At 72.4% G+C, this 18,715-nt stretch carries 20 protein-coding genes and 1 tRNA gene; 2 read left to right on the top strand and 19 right to left on the bottom strand.

Features of this window, described 5'->3' with window-relative positions; translation table 11 throughout:
- Positions 1–68: 68 nt before the first annotated feature.
- Positions 69–1,331 (top strand): acetyl-CoA C-acetyltransferase, encoded by a 1,263-nt coding sequence (locus ACQPWW_RS05080; RefSeq protein ID WP_433129605.1) that lies wholly within the window; start codon positions 69–71, stop codon positions 1,329–1,331.
- Between the two features lie 39 nt (positions 1,332–1,370).
- Here ACQPWW_RS05080 and ACQPWW_RS05075 read toward each other — a convergent pair whose 3' ends face one another.
- The 4 genes from ACQPWW_RS05075 to ACQPWW_RS05060 form a co-directional block, all read right to left on the bottom strand.
- On the bottom strand, positions 1,371–1,691 hold the full coding sequence (locus ACQPWW_RS05075; protein ID WP_433129602.1) for a hypothetical protein: 321 nt from the start codon (positions 1,689–1,691) through the stop codon (positions 1,371–1,373).
- Positions 1,692–1,817: 126 nt separating this feature from the next.
- Positions 1,818–2,576: a Bax inhibitor-1/YccA family protein gene (locus tag ACQPWW_RS05070; protein WP_433129600.1), complete on the bottom strand. Its 759-nt coding sequence runs from the start codon at positions 2,574–2,576 to the stop codon at positions 1,818–1,820.
- A gap of 179 nt (positions 2,577–2,755) precedes the next feature.
- Positions 2,756–3,571 carry a Bax inhibitor-1/YccA family protein gene (locus ACQPWW_RS05065; protein ID WP_433129598.1) on the bottom strand — a complete coding sequence of 272 codons (816 nt, stop codon included), beginning with the start codon at positions 3,569–3,571 and terminating at the stop codon, positions 2,756–2,758.
- Between the two features lie 107 nt (positions 3,572–3,678).
- Positions 3,679–3,759 (bottom strand) — tRNA-Leu (locus tag ACQPWW_RS05060).
- Positions 3,760–3,860: 101 nt separating this feature from the next.
- On the opposite strand from ACQPWW_RS05060, the gene ACQPWW_RS05055 reads away from it, so the two are divergent.
- Entirely contained in the window at positions 3,861–5,720 is a 1,860-nt protein-coding gene (locus ACQPWW_RS05055) for a hypothetical protein (protein WP_433129596.1), read from the top strand.
- A gap of 77 nt (positions 5,721–5,797) precedes the next feature.
- On the opposite strand, the gene ACQPWW_RS05050 is transcribed toward ACQPWW_RS05055, so the two are convergent.
- The 15 genes from ACQPWW_RS05050 to ACQPWW_RS04980 form a co-directional block, all read right to left on the bottom strand.
- Entirely contained in the window at positions 5,798–7,129 is a 1,332-nt protein-coding gene (locus tag ACQPWW_RS05050) for an NAD(P)/FAD-dependent oxidoreductase (protein WP_433129594.1), read from the bottom strand.
- 102 nt (positions 7,130–7,231) lie between these two features.
- Positions 7,232–7,792, bottom strand: a complete 561-nt coding sequence (locus ACQPWW_RS05045; protein ID WP_433134152.1) for a hypothetical protein — start codon at positions 7,790–7,792, stop codon at positions 7,232–7,234.
- Positions 7,792–9,234: a DUF58 domain-containing protein gene (locus tag ACQPWW_RS05040; protein ID WP_433129592.1), complete on the bottom strand. Its 1,443-nt coding sequence runs from the start codon at positions 9,232–9,234 to the stop codon at positions 7,792–7,794. Before ACQPWW_RS05040 ends, ACQPWW_RS05045 begins: the two co-directional genes overlap by 1 nt.
- Positions 9,234–10,241: an AAA family ATPase gene (locus ACQPWW_RS05035; protein ID WP_433129590.1), complete on the bottom strand. Its 1,008-nt coding sequence runs from the start codon at positions 10,239–10,241 to the stop codon at positions 9,234–9,236. Before ACQPWW_RS05035 ends, ACQPWW_RS05040 begins: the two co-directional genes overlap by 1 nt.
- The gene (locus ACQPWW_RS05030) at positions 10,241–10,825 is read right to left on the bottom strand and encodes a hypothetical protein (RefSeq protein ID WP_433129588.1); all 585 of its coding nucleotides are present in this window, start codon (positions 10,823–10,825) and stop codon (positions 10,241–10,243) included. The genes ACQPWW_RS05035 and ACQPWW_RS05030 overlap by 1 nt, the downstream gene beginning before the upstream one ends.
- Complete coding sequence (locus ACQPWW_RS05025) at positions 10,818–11,603, bottom strand: DUF4129 domain-containing protein (protein ID WP_433129586.1); 786 nt, start codon at positions 11,601–11,603, stop codon at positions 10,818–10,820. Before ACQPWW_RS05025 ends, ACQPWW_RS05030 begins: the two co-directional genes overlap by 8 nt.
- 21 nt (positions 11,604–11,624) lie before the next feature.
- Entirely contained in the window at positions 11,625–12,365 is a 741-nt protein-coding gene (locus tag ACQPWW_RS05020) for a uracil-DNA glycosylase (RefSeq protein WP_433129584.1), read from the bottom strand.
- The gene (locus ACQPWW_RS05015; RefSeq protein WP_433129582.1) at positions 12,358–13,044 is read right to left on the bottom strand and encodes a dienelactone hydrolase family protein; all 687 of its coding nucleotides are present in this window, start codon (positions 13,042–13,044) and stop codon (positions 12,358–12,360) included. Before ACQPWW_RS05015 ends, ACQPWW_RS05020 begins: the two co-directional genes overlap by 8 nt.
- Before the next feature lie 198 nt (positions 13,045–13,242).
- Complete coding sequence (locus tag ACQPWW_RS05010) at positions 13,243–14,007, bottom strand: LppU/SCO3897 family protein (RefSeq protein ID WP_433129580.1); 765 nt, start codon at positions 14,005–14,007, stop codon at positions 13,243–13,245.
- Between the two features lie 223 nt (positions 14,008–14,230).
- Positions 14,231–15,277, bottom strand: coding sequence for an HAAS signaling domain-containing protein (locus ACQPWW_RS05005; RefSeq protein WP_433129578.1), 1,047 nt, complete (start codon positions 15,275–15,277; stop codon positions 14,231–14,233).
- Positions 15,274–15,606 (bottom strand): PadR family transcriptional regulator, encoded by a 333-nt coding sequence (locus ACQPWW_RS05000; protein ID WP_030328782.1) that lies wholly within the window; start codon positions 15,604–15,606, stop codon positions 15,274–15,276. The genes ACQPWW_RS05005 and ACQPWW_RS05000 overlap by 4 nt, the downstream gene beginning before the upstream one ends.
- Positions 15,607–15,765: 159 nt before the next feature.
- Positions 15,766–16,707: an exopolyphosphatase gene (locus tag ACQPWW_RS04995; RefSeq protein WP_433134150.1), complete on the bottom strand. Its 942-nt coding sequence runs from the start codon at positions 16,705–16,707 to the stop codon at positions 15,766–15,768.
- A 210-nt stretch (positions 16,708–16,917) separates the two neighbouring features.
- Positions 16,918–17,454 carry an amino-acid N-acetyltransferase gene (locus tag ACQPWW_RS04990; protein WP_433129576.1) on the bottom strand — a complete coding sequence of 179 codons (537 nt, stop codon included), beginning with the start codon at positions 17,452–17,454 and terminating at the stop codon, positions 16,918–16,920.
- Positions 17,451–18,008: a DUF501 domain-containing protein gene (locus ACQPWW_RS04985; RefSeq protein ID WP_433129574.1), complete on the bottom strand. Its 558-nt coding sequence runs from the start codon at positions 18,006–18,008 to the stop codon at positions 17,451–17,453. Before ACQPWW_RS04985 ends, ACQPWW_RS04990 begins: the two co-directional genes overlap by 4 nt.
- A gap of 33 nt (positions 18,009–18,041) precedes the next feature.
- Positions 18,042–18,683, bottom strand: coding sequence for an FtsB family cell division protein (locus ACQPWW_RS04980; RefSeq protein ID WP_433129572.1), 642 nt, complete (start codon positions 18,681–18,683; stop codon positions 18,042–18,044).
- Between the last annotated feature and the right edge of the window lie 32 nt (positions 18,684–18,715).

The following is an 18,715-nucleotide window of genomic DNA, read 5'->3' as shown; positions in this document are numbered from 1 at the left end:
CCACTGGTGACATTTCCCGCCGCGCCCGCTCCTTCCGCGCCATGTTACCGACGGGTTAACGTTGGCTCATGCCGATTGAGTCGTCCCGCGACGCCGTCATCGTCGCCACCGCCCGCTCCCCCATCGGCCGGGCGCACAAGGGGTCCCTGCGCGACGTCCGCTCCGACGACCTCGCCGCGACCATCGTCCAGGCGGCCCTGGACAAGATCCCCCAACTCGACCCGACCACGATCGACGACCTCTACCTCGGGTGCGGCCTCCCCGGGGGCGAGCAGGGCTTCAACATGGCCCGGGTGGTGTCCACCCTCCTCGGTCTGGACACTGTGCCCGGCGCGACCCTGACCCGCTACTGCGCCTCGTCGCTGCAGACCACCCGGATGGCGATGCACGCGATCCGGGCCGGCGAGGGCGACGTGTTCGTCTCCGCCGGCGTGGAGATGGTGTCCCGCTACGCCCGGGGCAGCTCCGACGGGCTACCGCCGGAGGCGCAGGCGCTGGTCGGCGGCGGTTGGGAGAACCCCCGCTTCGGGGCGGCCGGCGAGCGCTCGAAGCGCCGCGCGCAGGGCGGCGCCGAGGTCTGGACCGACCCGCGTGAGGCCGGTGAGCTGCCCGACATCTACCTGACCATGGGGCAGACCGCGGAGAACCTGGCCCAGGTGTACGACGTGACCCGCGCCGACATGGACGAGTTCGGCGTACGCAGCCAGAACCTCGCCGAGAAGGCCATCGCCGACGGCTTCTGGGCCCGGGAGATCACCCTGGTCACCACGCCGGACGGCACAGTGGTGAGCACCGACGACGGTCCCCGTGCCGGCGTCACACTGGACGCGGTCGCCGGCCTGAAGCCGGTGTTCCGTCCGGATGGTCGGATCACCGCGGGCAACTGCTGCCCGCTCAACGACGGCGCGGCCGCCGTGGTGGTGATGAGCGCCCAGCGGGCCGAGGAGTTGGGGCTGACCCCGTTGGCCCGGATCGTCTCCACCGGTGTGACCGCCCTGTCACCGGAGATCATGGGCCTCGGGCCGGTCGAGGCATCCCGGCAGGCGCTGCGCCGGGCCGGCATGACCATCGACGACGTCGACCTCGTCGAGATCAACGAGGCGTTCGCGGCGCAGGTCATCCCCTCCTACCGCCAGCTGGGCATCCCGGAGGAGAAGCTGAACGTGATGGGCGGGGCGATCGCGGTCGGTCACCCGTTCGGCATGACCGGCGCCCGGATCACCGGCACCCTGCTCAACGCGCTGGAGTGGCACGACAAGACCATCGGTCTGGAGACCATGTGTGTGGGCGGCGGCCAGGGCATGGCCATGGTGCTCGAACGGCTGAGCTGAGCTGACGCCGGCCCGCTCCCGCAGGTCGCGGAGTGGGCCTCAGAGCGCGCTGCGGGTCGCCGTCACCTCGGCGGCGGCCCGTGCCAGCACCTCGTCGGCGGCGCCGGCGGCCCGCAGGTCGGCCGTCACCACCCGCAACTGATCGGGCAGCGCCAGGTCGTTGTCCAGCCGGGGCACGGTCCGGCGCGGTTCGCCCTCGGCGTCGGCGGCCAGGTTGGCGAGCTCCTGCACCAACCGGTGCACCAGGTCGGCGCGGGGCACGTTGCCGGTGGTCGCGACCGCCGCCCAGCGCGGCTGCTCCCAGTGCCCGACCTGACGGACCAGCAACGTCACGGCCTTGTCCAACTCCGCTGCGCTCATCGACACCGAGTCTACGGCCGGCCGCCGTCACGCCGAGATCGACTCGGCCTCCGGGAAAACGGGGCATCACCGCGCCCGGACACCCCGCCTTCCACGAAACCGAGTCGATCATGCCGATGCGACAGGTCAGCGGCGCAGGTAGCTGATCAGCCGCAGCAGCTGCCAGTAGAGGAAGACCAGACCGGTGAGCAGGCCGAACGCGCTCAGCCACGCGTACCGGCGGGGTCGACCGTCGCGCACCGAGCGCTCGACGAGGTCGAAGTCCAGGATGAAACTGAACGCCCCGGCGATGATGGCCACCACCGAGAAGGCGTACGGCAGCCAGCCCACCTGCCCACTGACGCTGTAGACCGCCAGACCCGGCCGGCCGGAGATCAGGTACGACACCAGGTTGATGACGCTGAGCACGGCGATCCCGAGCAACGTCCCGATCACCAGGCGGGCCAGCCGGGGCGTCGCCCGGATCACCCGGGCCCGGTAGAGCGCCGCCATGCCGAGGAAGACGCCGAACGTGCCGGCCACCGCCTGCACCACGATGCCCGGGTAGACCTGCTCGAAGGTGCGACTCGCCACCCCGAGCAGCAGGCCCTGGAGCACGGCGTAGCCGACGATCGGCACCGGGTTGGTGATGGCCTTCAACGAGATGACCAGGACCAGCGCGATCGAGGCGAGCGCGCTGCCGGCCAGCGCGGCGGCGAGCCAGTCCGCGTCCGGGATCACCGCCCAGGACACCGCCGCCACCACACCGGTGACCAGCAACAACCCGACGGTACGGAGCACCACGTCGTCGACAGTCATCGGCTCGACGTCGCGGGCGCCGAGCACCCGGGCCTCCACCCGGCCGGTCTCGTCCAGCCGGTTGAGCACCGGATTGTTGCTGCGCACCGCCGCCTCCTTCGCCCGCGTGCCGGCGGGGCACGGGTCGAAGCCCCCGGCCGGCCTGGGCACATGCCCTCGCAGTCACTCTGCCCCGGACGGAGCGGCGACGGCGGAGAAACGGCGCTGACGACGGCGCCCGCCCCCGCCGAAGCGGGAGCGGGCGCCGGTCGGCAGTGCGGACGAGGTCAGTCGTCGCCCTGGAAGTAGCTCAGCAGGCGCAGGATCTCGATGTAGAGCCAGACCAGGCTGACCAGGATGCCGAACGCGGCCACCCAGGAGTAGCGCTGCGGCAGGCCCATCCGGACGCCGTCCTCGATCTCCTTGAAGCTGAGCACGAAGCTCAGCGAGGCGACCACGATGCAGACCAGGCTGAAGCCGATAGCCAGCGGGCTGCCGTCGCGCAGGCCCGTGTTGACGCCGAACAGCGCCAGCACCAGGTTGATCATCATGACCGCGAAGAGGCCGGTCATCACCGCGATCATGCCCTTGACGAAGGCCGGGGTGGCCCGGATGACCTTCGCCTTGTAGAGCATCGCCATCAGGAAGAAGATGCCGAAGCTGGCCGCGGCGGCCTGGAGCACGATGCCGTCGTAGGCCGTCTCGAACGCCTTGCTGACCATGCCGACGAAGACACCCTCGACGACCGCGTACGCGATCACCAGCGCCGGGTTGGCCATCCGGGAGAACGAAATGATCATGCCGAGGACCAGGCCGACCACCGCCGCACCGATCCAGGCGGTACCGACCAGCGCGTCGGGCACGAGCACCCAGGCGGCTGCGGCGGTGATGCCCAGGATGCCGAGCAGGGCGACCGTCTTGACGACCACGTCGTCGACGGTCATGGGCGCCACGGTCGGCGGCGCGGCCGGGTAGCCGGCCTGGGACGGGTACTGCTGGGGAATGCCGGGCTGTCCGTACGGCCCGGCCGGGGCGTACCCGGCGGAGCGCTCCCGCTCGGCCGCTTGGCCGAGCCGGGCGAGCACCGGGTTCGAGGTCTTCACTGTCTGGCCTCCCTCAGGGGGTCGTTTGCACGTGAACGTGCCCTTCAAGAGTAAACGGCGCGGCCAAGTACTGGTGATCACGAATGAGAATGCGTCGAGCTGGTGGGTGCCCGGGGCGGGGGTCGAACCCGCACGCCTTGCGGCAGCCGCTTTTAAGGCGGCCGTGTCTGCCTTTCCACCACCCGGGCGGGTGGCACCGGCGCGTCGACACGCGCGGTGCAGTGTCACCGTAACCGGTTAGCGGCGACCCGACGTACCCAGCAGGGCTCGCCACATTAGGGTCGGTGCCGTGAGCAGCGCAGCCCCCACGGCCCCCGACGCCGCCCCTGAGCAGGCCTTCCGCCTCGCCCTTCGGGTCGACCGCCGGCCTCGGGCCGCACGCCTGCTGACCGCCGTCCACCGGCACCGGGCGGATCTGCTCGTCGCTCTGCTCTGGGTGGTGCTCGCCGGCTGGCTCACCCACGGGCTGTGGCCCGATCCGGCCGGCCGCACCCTGGCGCTCAACCCGGAGGACCAGACCCTCTACGAGTGGTTCCTGGCGGTCGACGCCCGCGCGCTGCTCGGGGACTTCGGCCTGCTCACCGACCGGCTCAACGCGCCCGACGGCGTCAACCTGATGGCCAACACGACGGTGATCGCGCTCGGCATCGTCTTCGCGCCGGTCACCCTGCTGCTTGGCGCACCGGTCAGCTTCGCGCTGCTCGCCGCCGCCAACCTCGCCGGCACCGCTGTCGCCTGGTACCTGCTGTGGCACCGGATGCTGCGCGCCCGCCGACTCGCTGCCGCGCTCGGCGCGGGACTGTGCGGCTTCGGCCCCGGCATGGTCTCGCAGACCAACAGCCACCTGCACATGACCGCCCAGTGGCTGGTGCCGGTGATCGTCTGGCTGGTGGTCCGGTTGCTGCGGGCGTCCGACCCGGGGCCGGCGACACCCGACGGGACCGGCCGGACCCGGCCCGGCGGGCCGGATCGCCGACGGATGTTCACCTCGGCGGCCGGGCTGGCCGCCGCGGTCAGCGCGCAGGTCTTCATCGGCGAGGAGGTGCTCTTCCTCGCCGCCGTCACGCTGCTGGTGATGGCGATCGGCTACGCCGTGGCGGACCGGGACCTGGCGCGGCGGGCGCTGCCCGGCTTCGCCGGTGGGCTGGCGATCGCCGCCGGGCTCGCTCTGCTGGTGCTCGGCTATCCGCTGTGGTTCCAGTTCGCCGGCCCGCAGGGGGTCGCCGACGGCATGTTCACCCCGGCCTACTTCTCCGCCGACCTGAGCAGCTGGTGGGCGGTCTCCCCGCTGTCGGTGGCCGGCAGCGACGAGGCGGCCCGGCTGACCACCGGTCCGGCCGAGTACAACACGTTCCTCGGCTGGCCCCTCCTGCTGGTCACCGTGGCCTGCGCGATCTGGGCCGGGCGACGTCGACTGGTCTTCGCCTGCGTCGTGGCGGGCCTGGTGATGGGTGCGCTCTCGCTCGGCCCCGAGGTGGTGCTCGACGGCACCAAAACCGCGCTTCCCGGCCCGTACGCCCTGATCGGCGGGCTACCGGTGGTGGATGGCGCGTTGCCGATGCGGTTCGCGCTGGCCCTGCTGCCGATCGTCGCGACACTGCTCGTGCTGGCGGTCGACCGGGCCCTGCGCGGCACCGGTCGGGCCCGACGGCTGGTGCCGCTGGCCGTCGGCGCGGCGTTGCTGCCGATCTTTCCGACCCCCCTGCCGACCGCCGCCCGGCCCGCCGTGCCGGAGTTCGTCACCGGCGGCCACTGGCGGCAGTGCGTACCCTCCGGCGGGGTGCTGGTTCCGGTGCCGCTGCCGACCCCCAAGGAACCGGGGTCGATGCGCTGGGCCACCGCCGCCGACGCCGCCTTCAGCCTGCCCGAGGGGTTCTTCATCGGCCCGTACGGGCGGGGCGGCACCGCGGCGATGGGCACCTTCAAGCAGCCCACCTCCGCGCTGCTGGCGGACGTCGCCCGACGCGGTGACCAACCGGCCATCGGCGACGAACAGCGCCGCCAGGCCGCCCGGGACGCGGACTTCTGGGGCGCCTCGTGCGTGGCGCTGGCCGACGACGCGCCGCACGCGGAGAGCCTGCGGAGCACCCTGGAGCAGCTCTACGGCCCCGCGACCCGGGTGGCCGACGCCTGGATCTGGCGCGTCTGACGCACCCGAGCCGAGCACCGAGAAGGGCCCCTTCCCACCGGAAACGGTGGGAAGAGGCCCTTCCGTGCCTCGCTGGGTCAGACGCGCGGTGCGCCGACCGGCTGGGACGCCTCGGAGAACTCCTCGCGCGGGTCGTGCAACTGCCCCAGGGCGACCACCTCACGCTTGAGGAAGAACGCCAGCGACCAGTCCACCACCACCCGGACCTTGCGGTTGAACGACGGGATCCGGCTCATGTGGTACGTCCGGTGCATGACCCACGCCGGCCAGCCGGTCATCTTGATCCCGTACACCTGGGCGACGCCCTTGTGCAGACCAAGGCTCGCGACGCTACCGACGTGCTTGTGCTTGTAGTTGACCGGCTCGCGGCCCCGGATCACGGCAGTGATGTTGTCGGCCATCCGGGCAGCCTGGCGCACCGCGTGCTGCGCGCTCGGCGAGCAGAAGTTGCCCGGCTCCTTGGTGAGGTCCGGCACGGCGGCGCAGTCGCCGGCGCTCCACGCGCCCTCGACCACCTGGTCACCGTCGACCACCTGGAGCGTGGGCAGGCAGGTGATCCGGCGACGGTCGTCGCGCGGGAAGTCGGTCGCGTCGAGCATCGGCGACGGCTTCACGCCGGCGGTCCAGACGATCGTGTCGGACCGGAAGCTGTCCCCGTCGGAGAGCTTGACCACCCCGTCGACGCAGGACTCGAGCCGGGTGTCCAGCCGGATGTCCATGTTGCGCTTCGTCAGCTGCTGGACGGTGTAGGCGCCCATGTCCCTGTCGACCTCGGGCAGCACCCGCTGGGTCGCCTCGACAAGCACCCAGCGAACCTCGTCCTGGTTCAGCTCCGGGTAGTAGCGCAGGGCGTCGCGAGCCATGTCCTCCATCTCGGCGAGCGCCTCGATGCCGGCGTACCCACCGCCGACGAAGGTGAAGGTCAGCGCCGAACGGCGGACGTCCGGGTCGGCCGTGGCGGCCGCCACGTCGAGCCGGTCCAGGACGTGGTTGCGCAGGTAGATCGCCTCGCCGATGGTCTTGAACCCGATGCCCTGCTCGTGCAGGCCGGGGATCGGCAGGGTGCGGGAGACCGACCCCGGGGCCACGACCACGTGGTCGTACGTGATCTCCCGGGCCGGGCCGCTGATCGGCTGCACGGTGGCCACCTTGCGGTCGTGCTCGATCCGCGTGACGGTGCCGGCCACCATCTTGCACCGCTTCAACTCCCGGCGCAGCGGCACCACGGAGTGCCGGGGGGAGATGTTGCCCGCCGCGGCCTCGGGCAGGAACGGCTGATAGGTCATGTGCGGTTGGGGGTCCACCACCATGACCTCAGCCTCACGGGAGCTGAGCTTCTTCGACAGGCGCAGCGCCGCGTACAGACCGACGTGCCCGGCACCCACCACAAGGATCCGCTTCGGATTCACGTTGTCTATCTTTCCCCGGCCGGCTCAGGTAATGCCGCTCGCGGCCCCCATCTGTGACGGAGCACAACCCATGTGACCTGCGTAACCCTCAGGTCGCAGGGGTCACCGCCGTCGCAGCAGCCAGCCCAGCAACGCCGCGGTGCCCACGGCCAGCAGCAGCCCCAGCACTGTCACCCACTGGTATCCGGCCTCCCCACCCATGCCCGCGGCCTGCAACAACAGCACCCCCAACACCGCGGTGCCCAGCAGGACACCGCCCGCCCGCAGCAACCACCTGGTGATCAGCGCGGGGTCCACCACCGCGTCGTAGGGCAACAGTGCGGCAAGCGCGCAGAGGGTGTGCGCCAGGTAGAGCAGGGCGGCCACGGCGAGCAGCCGCCAGAGGGCCACCGGGCGGCCGTACCCGTCGGTGGCGAGCAACCAGCCGCCGACCGTGACCAACGCCGTGAAGACCGCCCAGACCCGGCGCGGACCGAACGCGGGAAACAGCGCGGCGACAGCCAGGAACAGGAGTGGCCGGCCGGAAAGCACCTCGGCGGGGAAGGCGAGGGCGAACCCGGCAAGCACGACGACGAAGATCCCGGCCCGGACCAGCAGCGGGGCGGCGCTGATGCGGGCCACCGCGTACTGGGCGGCCCGAACCCGCCCGGTCACCGCGTCGATCATCTGCCACCAACCCTCGGAGCCGTCGCCAACCGGGCCACGTCCCGCAGCACCTGGTCCAGACTGCCGGCACCGGCCCAGCGCACCACCGGTACGCCGTGCTCCCGGAGCTGTCCGATCATGACGTCCCGATCCAGGCGCCACAGCCGGTACGCCACCTCGGCCCAGCCCTGGTTCTTCGGCGACGACAGGTCGGTCGGCAGCGTGTCGACGGCCACCACGAACCGGCCGGCGCGGGCCAGTCGGGCGAGCATCTGCGCCGACCGTTCGTCGAGCAGCGGAGTCAACACCACCACCAGCGCGTCCGAGGAGAGCAGTTGCGGGCCGAACACCTGGTCGTACGGCTCGTGCGAGGACGGGTGGACGTGCACGTCGAGCAGCCACTCCAGCACTGTCAGGTACTGCCGACGCCCGGCGGCCGGGCGCAGTCGGCGAGCCGCCGGCCCGTACTCCAGCAGGGAGACCCGGTCGCCGCGGTGCAGGTAGTGCTCGGCGATCGCGGCCGTGGCCCGGACGGTGGTGTCCAGCACCGAGGCCGCGCCGCTCACCCCGCCGGAGCGACCGGCCTCGGCCAGCACGTCGAGCAGCACCACCACCTCCGCGTCGCGGTCGGAGAGCGTGGCTGCCACGTGCAACTGCCGGGCGCGCAACGACACCCGCCAGTCGATGCGGCGCAGCCGGTCCCCCGGGGCGAAGATCCGTACCCCGGCCAGCTCGCCGCCCTCGCCGGGCCGGCGGGAGTGGTGCGCCCCGACCAGCCCGGCGGCGCGGGGCATCGCCTCGACGGCCTCGAACGGCTCGGTACGCGGGTACACCCGCACCCGGACCGGCTCGGTGAGCACCGCCCGGGAGACCAGCAGGCCGCCCGCCGTGGCGACCCGGGCACCGGCCGGTCCCACCGGGTGCCGACCCCAGCGCAGGGCGTGCCCGGCCAGTTCCAGATCCGCCACCGTCGCGGTGGGCACCGACGTCACGAACGGCCGGTCGGCGATGGAACGGCCCCGGCCGCCGGCCGGCGCCCCACCGCCGGTCGGTGTCGTGGCGGCGGGCGGCGCGTCGTCGACGATCCCGTCCAGGGCGAAGCCGGCCCGGTCGATGCGCAGCCACGGCGACACGCGGGAACGCACCACCACGAGGTCGTAGTCCACAGTGTCCGGATTGCCGACGCTCACCGCCGCCGTCACGTCGCCGCCCTCGACAAGCGGCCCGTCCTCGCCCTGCGTGATCCACACCTGCGGCAGCGCCGTCGGCCGTCGGCGCAGCGCGTACGCGGTGCCCAGCGCGAACGGGGCGGCCAGCACGATCAGGTCGACCCGCCCCAGCAGCACCCCCGCCACCAGCAGCAGACCGGCGAGCAGCACCGCCCGGCCGAGCGCCCGGGTGGGCGCCCAGCCGGCAGCCGGTTCCGGCTCGGTGGCCATCGGCACTGTCGGTCCGGTCATCAGCGCCGAGGCCCGCCCGCGGCGTAGCTGGGCAGCGCGCCACTCGCCGGGGCGGGGGTGGCCTCCAGCACCTCGCCGACAACGAACGCCGGGTCGACCCGGCGCAACCACATCTCCGGGCGCAGGGTGATCCGGTGGGCCAGGGCGGGAGCCGCCACCTCCTTGACGTCCTCCGGCACCACGTAGTCCCGTCCGCCGAACACCGCGCGGACCCGGGCCAGCAGCAGCAGCGCCAACGAACCACGAGGCGACGCGCCGACCAGCACCGACGGGTGCTCCCGGGTCGCCGCGGTGAGGGAGACGATGTAGCGGCCGATGGAGTCCTCCACCACCACGTCCTCCAGGGCGGCCTGCATGGCCCGCAGCGTGGCGGCGTCGACCACCGGCTTGATGTCCGCCTCCTCCCGACGGCGGCTCATCCGGCGGCGGAGCACCTCCCACTCCTCCTCGTGCTCCGGGTAACCGAAGGAGACCCGCAGCAGGAACCGGTCCAGCTGGGCCTCGGGCAGCGGGTACGTGCCCTCGTACTCGATCGGGTTGGCGGTGGCCAGCACGTGGAACGGCTCGTCCAGCTTGTAGGTCACCCCCTCCACCGAGACCTGCTTCTCCTGCATCGCCTCCAGCAGCGCGGACTGGGTCTTCGGCGGCGTCCGGTTGATCTCGTCGGCGAGCAGCAGGTTGGTGAAGACCGGCCCGGCCCGGAAGGTGAAGTCGCCGTTGCGCTGGTCGTAGAGGAACGAGCCGGTGACGTCGGCGGGGAGCAGGTCGGGGGTGAACTGCAACCGGCGGAAGTCCAGGCCCAGCGCCTGGGCGAACGAGCGTGCGGTGAGCGTCTTGCCCAGCCCCGGCAGATCCTCGAGCAGCACGTGACCGCCCGCCAGGATGCCGGCGAGGACCAGCTCCAACGCGTCCCGCTTGCCGACCACGACGGTGCCGACCGCGTCCAGGACGGCCCGAGCCAGGTGGCCGACCTCGGCGGGGGCAATGCTCCGGTCCACGTCGTTCATCAGATCTTCTCCAGTTCGGCGACGATCACCGCGAGGTCGCGTGGCGACGGGGTGCGGCGAGGCGGGGTCTCCAGGAACGTCCACAGCCGGTCACCCAGCAGGACACGGGCGCGGGCCGGATCCGACTCGCGGGTGACGCCGTGCTTCAGGCGCATCCGCTCGTCGGCCAGTTCACCGATCCGGGGCAGGACCACCCCGGTGAAACGTTCGGGTCGGGTCGTGGACCAGTCCAACGGCCATTCCCAGCGGTTGATCGCGGTGCGCAACGCGTCCCGGGCACCCCAGTTGTAGTTGCCGTCCTCCTCGCCCGTCCCGCCCCGGCCACCCGTCGGCAGCGAGGGTGGCGGCGCGAGCAGGGCGGTGACCCGGCGAACCGCCAGCACGGCGAGCACCCCGGCGACGAGTACGGGCAGCGAGACCTGGAGGCCAACCGCGCGGAGGCCGACGAGCAGCACCGCGACGACCGCGGCGGCCCACGCGAGGGCGCGCAGCACCGGGCCGGTCCGGGAGCGGGGCGCCTCCGGGCCTCTCGGCGCGGCCTCCTCCTCGAACGCAAGCAGGTCGTCGATGCTGGTGCTACTCATGGGTCACCGCCGTGAGCTCTCCACGCAGCCGACGAAGTGCGGCGCGGGCCTGGTCGCGGGTGCGTTCGTCGACCGGGCGGGTCGCGTAACGGGCCTCCCGGTAGACGTGCGCGAACTCGGCGAGCACGTCGGTGCTGACGATCGCCGGAACGCCGGCCGCCGGGTCACCGCGCAGCAGCCGGCTGACCAGGTCGGTGGGGGTGTCCCCGGCGAGCCGTGGCACGCCGGCCGCCGCGGCGGCCTCCTCCAGGCGCACCCAGCAGGCGATCACCGCCACCCGGGGGTCGGTGTCCCGGTCGTCGAGCTCCAACAGGCCGGCGTCGAGGGCGGCCACCACCTCGTTGGCGGTGCCCTCGGCGGTACGCCGGGCCCGCTGCGCCGGCAGGGCCCGGGTGGTGCGTCGCAGAGCGCCCCGGATCAGAATCCAGGACAGGTAACCGATGGCGGCGAGAATGGCCAGGCCGAGCAGCACCACCGCCACGGTGGCGATCCACTGCGGGATGTGCGCCTGGGTGGCCTCACCGGCCGTACGCGGCTCGACCGGAATGGACGGCGACGGCTCGGCGGTCGGGTACTCGGGTACCCACGGGACGTTGTCCGCAGCCGGCGGGATCCGGCTGGCCCCGATCGACGAGTGCGCGGACGCCAGCGCGGCACCGGCGAGCAGTGCGGCGACCGCGGCGACCGGCCACCACCGGCGAAGCAGGCCGAGCGCCGGGCGCAACACCCCCGGCTCGGCAGCCCGCAACGGGGTGGGAGGGCGTGTTCCGTCTGTCATCGCCACCACCCCACGCGCGTCTCAGTCCACCCCGGCCAGCTGCTTAGCCTGGTCGAAGACGTCGTCCAGCATCTTTGGTGTCAGCCGCCCGGTGAAGGTGTTCTGCTGGCTGACGTGGTAGCAGCCCAGCAAGTCCGGAGCGGCTGTGCCGGACCAGTGTGCCCCATGACCGAACGCCGGTCGCGGGCTGGGCGGGCGCTGCCCGTACACCTGGCGAAGCACCGGCCACCACGAGGCCCAGGCGAACGCGCCGAGCGCGACGACGACACGCAGCGTGGGCTGGATCAGCGTGACCTCGCGGTGCAGCCAGGGCGCGCAGTTGTCCCGTTCCTGCGGGGTCGGCTTGTTGTCCGGAGGCGCACACCGGACAGCCGAGAAGATCCGCAGGTCCCGCAGGGCGAGCCCGTCGTCGGCGGCGACGCTGGTCGGCTGGTTGGCCAGCCCGGCCCGGTGCAGCGCGGCGAACAACACGTCACCGGACCGGTCACCGGTGAAGATCCGGCCCGTGCGGTTGCCGCCGTGCGCGGCGGGTGCCAGCCCGAGAATGGCGATCCGCGCGTCGCCGGTGCCGAAGCCCGGCACCGGGCGGCCCCAGTACTCCTGGTCGCGGAAGGCGGCCCGGCGGGTGCGAGCGACCTCCTCCCGCCATTGGACCAAGCGGGGGCAGGCGAAACAGTCGCTCACCGCCGCGTCCAGGTCGGCCAGGTCGGTCGCCCGCGCCGCGCGGGCGACCACCTGCTCGGGGGTACGCGACTCAGCCAAGCTTGGCCCGGAAGAGTTCCAGGGTGCGGGCCCAGGCGCTGGCGGCGGCGCGCTGGTCGAACGCCTCCGGTCGGTCGTCGTTGAAGAAGGCGTGCGAGGTGCCCGGATAGTCGTAGAGGTGGCAGTCGCCGCCGGCCTCCTCGATGGCCCGGCGGGCGGTCTGCACGCCGTCGGCGGCCGAGGTGCCGTCCTCTTCGGAGCAGTGGATGACAGCGGCCTTGCCGGCGTAGTCGGCCCAGTCGGGGCGCATCGACTCCCACGGCAGCACCGGGTAGAAACCGGCGGTCGCGACGATCCGCTCGGAGACGGTGGCCGACCAGAGGGCGAGGCTGCCACCGGCGCAGAAGCCCACGGCACCGACCTTACCGGTGACCTCGGGCCGCTCGGCGAGATAGTCGGCCGCGCCGGCGATGTCCTTCGCCGCCTCGTCCATCCGCATCGCCATCAGCAGCCGCTGCGCCTCGTCCGGCTCGCTCGTCGTCTCACCGTGGTAGAAGTCCGGAGCGAGAGCGACGAAACCGGCCTCGGCGAACCGCTCCGCGACCGACCTGATGTGCGGAACCAGGCCCCACCACTCCTGGATGACGATGACGGCGGGGCTGGCCATGCCACTGGCGGGTATCGCGAGATACCCCTCGCTCGTACCCCCGTTGCTGCGGTAGGTCACCATTTCGCCCATGGGCCGTCCTCCTAGCGGTCAGTCATCGTTGGCTGGTCGCCCAGTGGTCCTAGTGCCGAAAGCCTGCCATGCCGCGCCGCCGCCGGGAAGACGCCGGAACAGTGGCATTCACCTCCCGTTCGCCCGCCGGTGACTCCGGGTACGCCGACGGCGGCGGGGTGGACTCCCGCCGCCGTCGATGCTGATCTACCGCTGTGTTCAGGCCTTCTTGGTCAGGCAGAGCACGTAACCCGTCTTGCCGGGCATGATGCTGGAGTAGATGTAGCCCTCCTCGTCCGGCTTGAAGTACTGCTCACAGGCGGTGTCGGCCCTGGCCTGGGCCTCGGTCTGGTCTTCGACCCGACCGACCACGTTGTACGCCGCCTCGGTGGAGGAGCACTCGACGATCCGGGCGTCCGTGACCTTCTCCTGCTTGGTGCCGGTGACCTCGGGCAGCTTGGCGATGCAGTCGCCGGCCTTGGCGGAAGCCGTCTCGTCCTTATTGACGACGTTGCCGATCGCCGAGACGACACCGAACTTCAGGCCGGCGACGACGACGACCGCGAGGATCGCGCCGGCGATGCCGAGCGCCTTCTTCGCACCGGACTTCTTCGCCTCCGGCTCGGCCGACTCCAGCTCGGCCGACTCCAGCTCGGCCGACTTCGGCTCGGCCGACTCCGACCCGGCCGACTCCGACCCGGCCGGCTCCGACCCGGCCGACTGCGGCTCTGCCGGACGCGACTTGGTCGACTCCGGCCCGGTCGACTCCGGCCCGACCGACTCCGGCTCGGCCGACTTCGGCTCGGCCGGACGCGACTCGGCCGACTTCGGCTCGGCCGACTTCGGCTCGGCCGACTTCGGCTCGGCTTGCTTCGGCTCGGCTTGCTTCGGCTCGGCCAGCTCCGGCTCGGTCGGCTGCGGCCCTGCCGGACGCGACTCGGTCGACTCCGGCCCGGCCGACTCCGACTCGGCCGGACGTGACACCGCAGCCTGCGGCTCGGAAGGCTGCGGCGTCTGGACGGCCGGCTCAGCTGGTGCGGCGTCGGACGCGGGGGGCGTTGCGACCTGGTCTGGCACGGGGGTTCCTTCCGAGGGGTTGATGAGCAGACGACACCGTAACGATCATTGATTTCCGGTGTCGTCCCGCTCGCCTCGTCCGTTCAGTTATTTCCCAGCCTCGCTCGCATGATCCAATTCACACCGCGACTCAGCTCGTCGGGGTGGGGCTCGGTGTCGCGGTCGGCTCCACCGAGGGCTCGCCGGTCGTCGGTCCGCCCCCCGTCGGCGTGCTGGTCGGTCCGGCCCCCGTCGTTCTGGTCGGCCCGGCCCCCGGCGTGCTGGTCGGCTCCGCTGGCAGCGTGCTGGGCGCGGGCGGCGCCACGGTGGGGTTGGACCCGGCCGGACCGCGAGGGCCGAAGGGCGCCCGGCCCACGCAGTACGGGTACGGCCGCAGCAGCGGGTTGCCGTACTCGTCGACCCGACCTTCGCAGTCCGGGTAGCCGAGGCGGATCGGATTGCCGTCCTGGTCGAAGAGCCGGGCGTTCTCCACCAGCCGACCCTCACTGTCGTAGACGAAGACGTCCCGGATCTGGCTGTACTGGCTGTCGACCGAGGTCTGGTCGTAGTAGTAGCCGCGGTCGAGCCGGCCCTCGAGATTCACCAGGGCGGAGAGCGCGAAGATCACAAGCACCGCGCTGCCGACCTGAAGCGCCGACCGCGGCCAGCGGGTCAGCTGGGCGGAGCGGCGACCGAGCCAGATGGAGGCGAGCACGAGGCCGCCCAGCATGAGCATGCCGGCGAGCAACTCGCCACCAAACCGGGGCAGCAGACCGTAGGAGTCACCGCCGGTGGTGATCGCGGTGAGCAGCATCGCAGCCAGATAGCCACGCAGCACCCACCAGGCCGGGCGCAGCAGGCGGAGGAAGTCGCTGGCGTTCGCGTACCCCAGGGGTGGACCGAGCCGGGTGTCGACAGCGCCCAGCCGGCTGCGGAGCCGGACCATCGCGGTGGCGACCCGCTGGTCGAGGTTGCGCCCACCGCCCGGGGTGGCGCCGGCCGCGGCGCGCAGCTCCGCCGCGTACGTCTCGGGCTCGCCCAGCCGCTCGACGAGAGTGCCCTCGGCCTCGGCGGCCACCTCGCTGAGGTGGTCGGCGAGATCCTCGATCAGCTCGTCGCGTTGCGTGGTCGGTAGGTCGGCCAGAGCGGCCCGGACCCGCGCCACATAGTCGGTGATCTCCTGCTCCGCGACGGTCATGCCGCCATCCCCCGATCGTCGAGCAGACTGTCCATTGTGGTGGCGAACGAGCGCCAGAGCTTGCCGGAGCGGGTCAACTGGTCACGCCCCGCGGCGTTGAGTGAGTAGTACTTGCGGTGCGGCCCGGATTCGCTCGGCACGACGTAGGTGGTGAGCAGGCCGGCGGCGAAGAGCCGGCGCAGCGTCCCGTAGACCGAGGCGTCGCCGACCTCTTCCAGGCCGGCCTCGCGCAACCGGCGCAGGATGTCGTAACCGTAACCGTCCTCCTCCCGGAGGACGGCCAGGACGGCCATGTCGAGCACGCCCTTCAGCAACTGTGTGGTGTCCACGCAATGCACACTACTGCGCAATGCGAAGTAGCGTCAACGCTTTCCCCCCTGACACGCGCTGGGGCTGGCGCTGGCAAGATCCACTCGGATTCCCGGAAGTCGGCGCATCCAGGTGACCCGGACACCCCGACTTCCTCGAAGCCGAGTCGATCAGGTTCGTCAGCGCGTGGCTGGCTGGAGGCTCCAGGCGATGCCGTCGAGAATGTCGTGCTCCGAGGCGACCACCGACGGCATCCCGGCCCGCTCCATGATCACGCGGAGCACCAGCGCACCCGCGCCGATCACGTCGGCCCGGCCCGGATGCATCACCGGGATCGCCAACCGCTGCTCACGGGTCTGGCCCAGCAGGTCCGCTGTCACCTGGGCGACCGCCTCGTACGACACCCGGGCGTGGTGGATGCGCTCCGGGTCGTACTCCCGCAGGCCCTGCGCGATCGCGACCACTGTGGTGACCGACCCGGCGAGGCCGACCAGGGTGGCCGCCTCGCGGCCGGGCACCACGGCGAGCGCCCGGTCCACCGCGGCCGCGATGTCGGCCTCTGCCGCCGCGACCTGCTCGGGCGTCGGCGGGTCGCCGGGCAGGTGCCGCTCGGTCATCCGGACACAGCCGATGTCCACCGAGATCGCCGCGCGCACCCCAGCGGCCCGGTCACCGACCACGAACTCGGTCGAACCACCGCCGATGTCGACGACAAGGAACGGCTCCTTCGCGTCGGCCGGCAGGCCGCGCACCGCGCCGGTGAACGACAGCCGGGCCTCCTCGTCGCCGGTGACCACCTCCGGCGCGACGCCGAGGGTGCCCCGCACCATCTCGGTGAAGTCGTCGGCGTTGGCGGCATCCCGGGAGGCCGAGGTGGCGCACATGCGCACCCGCTCCGCGCCCAGCTTCTCGATGTCCGCCGCGTACGACGCCAGCGCCACCCGGGTCCGTTCGATCGCCTCCGGGGCCAACCGGCCGGTGCGGTCGACGCCCTGGCCGAGCCGGACGATCTCCATCCGCCGGGTCAGGTCGACGAGCGGCGCCGACGACCCGGTGGACCCCTCGGGCAGGTCGGCGACAAGCAGTCGGATCGAGTTGGTCCCGCAGTCGATGGCCGCCACACGCGTCGTCACGGCAGCAACCTTACGGCAGGACGGGCGGCTGACCCGCGGCTTGGCCGGGCGTCCGCCTCCCGGCCGAGTCGCCGGACGAGCCCCTCGACAACTCCGGGCCGAGCGCGGTCAGGTGATGCCGAACCGCCCCGCCCTCCCGGTCGCTGGCCACCCGACCGGCGGACCGCAGCGCGGTGGCGTGCTCCGCGGGGGGCCGGACTACAGGCGCAGCAGCATCCGGGTGTTACCCAGCGTGTTCGGCTTGACCCGCTCCAGGTCCAGGAACTCCGCGACACCCTCGTCGTACGAGCGCAGCAACTGCTCGTACACCGGTTGCGGCACCGGCGCGCCGTCGATCTCCTGGAAACCGAACGCGCCGAAGAACCGCGTCTCGAAGGTGAGCACGAAGATCCGGGCCACCCCCAACTCGCGGGCCGCGCTGATCAGCTCGTCCACCAGCCGGTGCCCGATCCGCCGGCCCCGACAGACCGGGTCCACCGCGACCGTACGGATCTCGGCCAGGTCCTCCCACATGACGTGCAGCGCGCCGCAACCCACCACTGCGCCGTCGGCGGGGCGGACCGCCACCCGGAACTCCTGCACCTGCTCGTAGAGGGTGACTGTCGCCTTGCTCAACAGCCGCCGGTCGTTGGTGTAGGTGTCGACAAGCCGCCGGATGCCGCGCACGTCACCGGTGCGGGCCCGCCGCACCAGGATCTGACTCTCGGGCGCCGACGACCCGGTCTGGACGTTCACTCGCCCGCCGGCACGTCCACGCACGGGCCGGCGGTCCACCAGGGCTCGACCAGCTGCAACGTCTCGTCACCGAACGGGTTCACCCCGGGGCCGGCGCCCAGCGCGTGCCCCAGGTGCACGTGCAGGCACTTCACCCGGCCCGGCATCCCACCCGCCGAGATGCCGGCGATCTCCGGCACCTCGCCGATCGCCTCCCGGCGGGTGAGGTAGTCCTCGTGCGCGGCACGGTAGTGGGCGGCCAACTCGGGATCCGTCGTCAACCGGTCGGCCATGTCCTTCATCAGCCCCGCCGACTCCAGTCGGCTGCACGCCGCTGTGGCACGGGGGCAGGTCAGGTAGTAGAGAGTGGGGAACGGAGTGCCGTCGGCGAGACGGGGAGTCGTCTCCACCACGTCCGGGAGGCCGCACGGGCAACGGTGCGCCACCGCCCGGGTGCCCCGGGGCGTCCGGCCGAGCTGCGCGCCCACCGCGGCCAGGTCAGCCTCGGTGGCCGGCTCACGCTGCGGCGGGGGTACGGAATCCGCCGCCGGCTCCGACGGTGGTACGACAGTCACGGTGCCATCTCTCCTGGTGTGCTGGTCGGTGGATCATTTGCCCGGCTGCTGGCTGTCCGCCGCCTGCACGCTCGACCAGAGCGTGTCGTACCAGGTCGACGGCCCGGCCGGGGCGGCCGAACCGGCCGACTTCCCGGCGTCCCGGGCAGCGCCCTCCGGGTCGTGCAGCACCACCATCATCTTCTCGCCCGGCGGGCCCATGAAGAACCGCTCCCGAGCCTGCGTCTTGATGTAGGCCGGGTCTTTCCAGTTTTCGGCCTCGGCGGCCAGCTTGGCGATCTCCGCCTCCTGCACCGCCTGGGCCGCCTCCATCCGCTCGATGTCGGCCTGCTGGTCCAGGTAGACGCGGACCGGGTAGGTGTAGGCCAGCGCGAGCGCGATCAGGACCGCGAACAGCACGGTGGCCCGACCGGTGAAGCGACGGGGGTGGGGTGCGGTGAGCCGCTTGACGGCGCCACCGGCGGCGGTACGCCGAGCGGCGGCCGGACGATTCGCGGAGCGGACGCCCTCGGCGCCCCGGGCCCCGCCCGGAGCCCGACCAGCGGTGCCGCGCGGCTCGGCGCGTACGCCGGTCTCGCGGACCGATCCCCGGGTGGCCCGGCCACCGCCCGGCCGACCGGACTGACCCGGCCGGCGGGCGGGACGCTGACCACCCGGTGTGCGGCGCTGCTGCATCGTCACACCCCTCCCCCGAGGCTTCGCGCGTC

The organism is Micromonospora sp. CA-240977 (assembly GCF_050942285.1).
GTDB lineage: Bacteria > Actinomycetota > Actinomycetes > Mycobacteriales > Micromonosporaceae > Micromonospora.
Note: the sequence above shows the minus strand (reverse complement) of the source record. Positions and strands in the feature narration are given on the sequence as shown.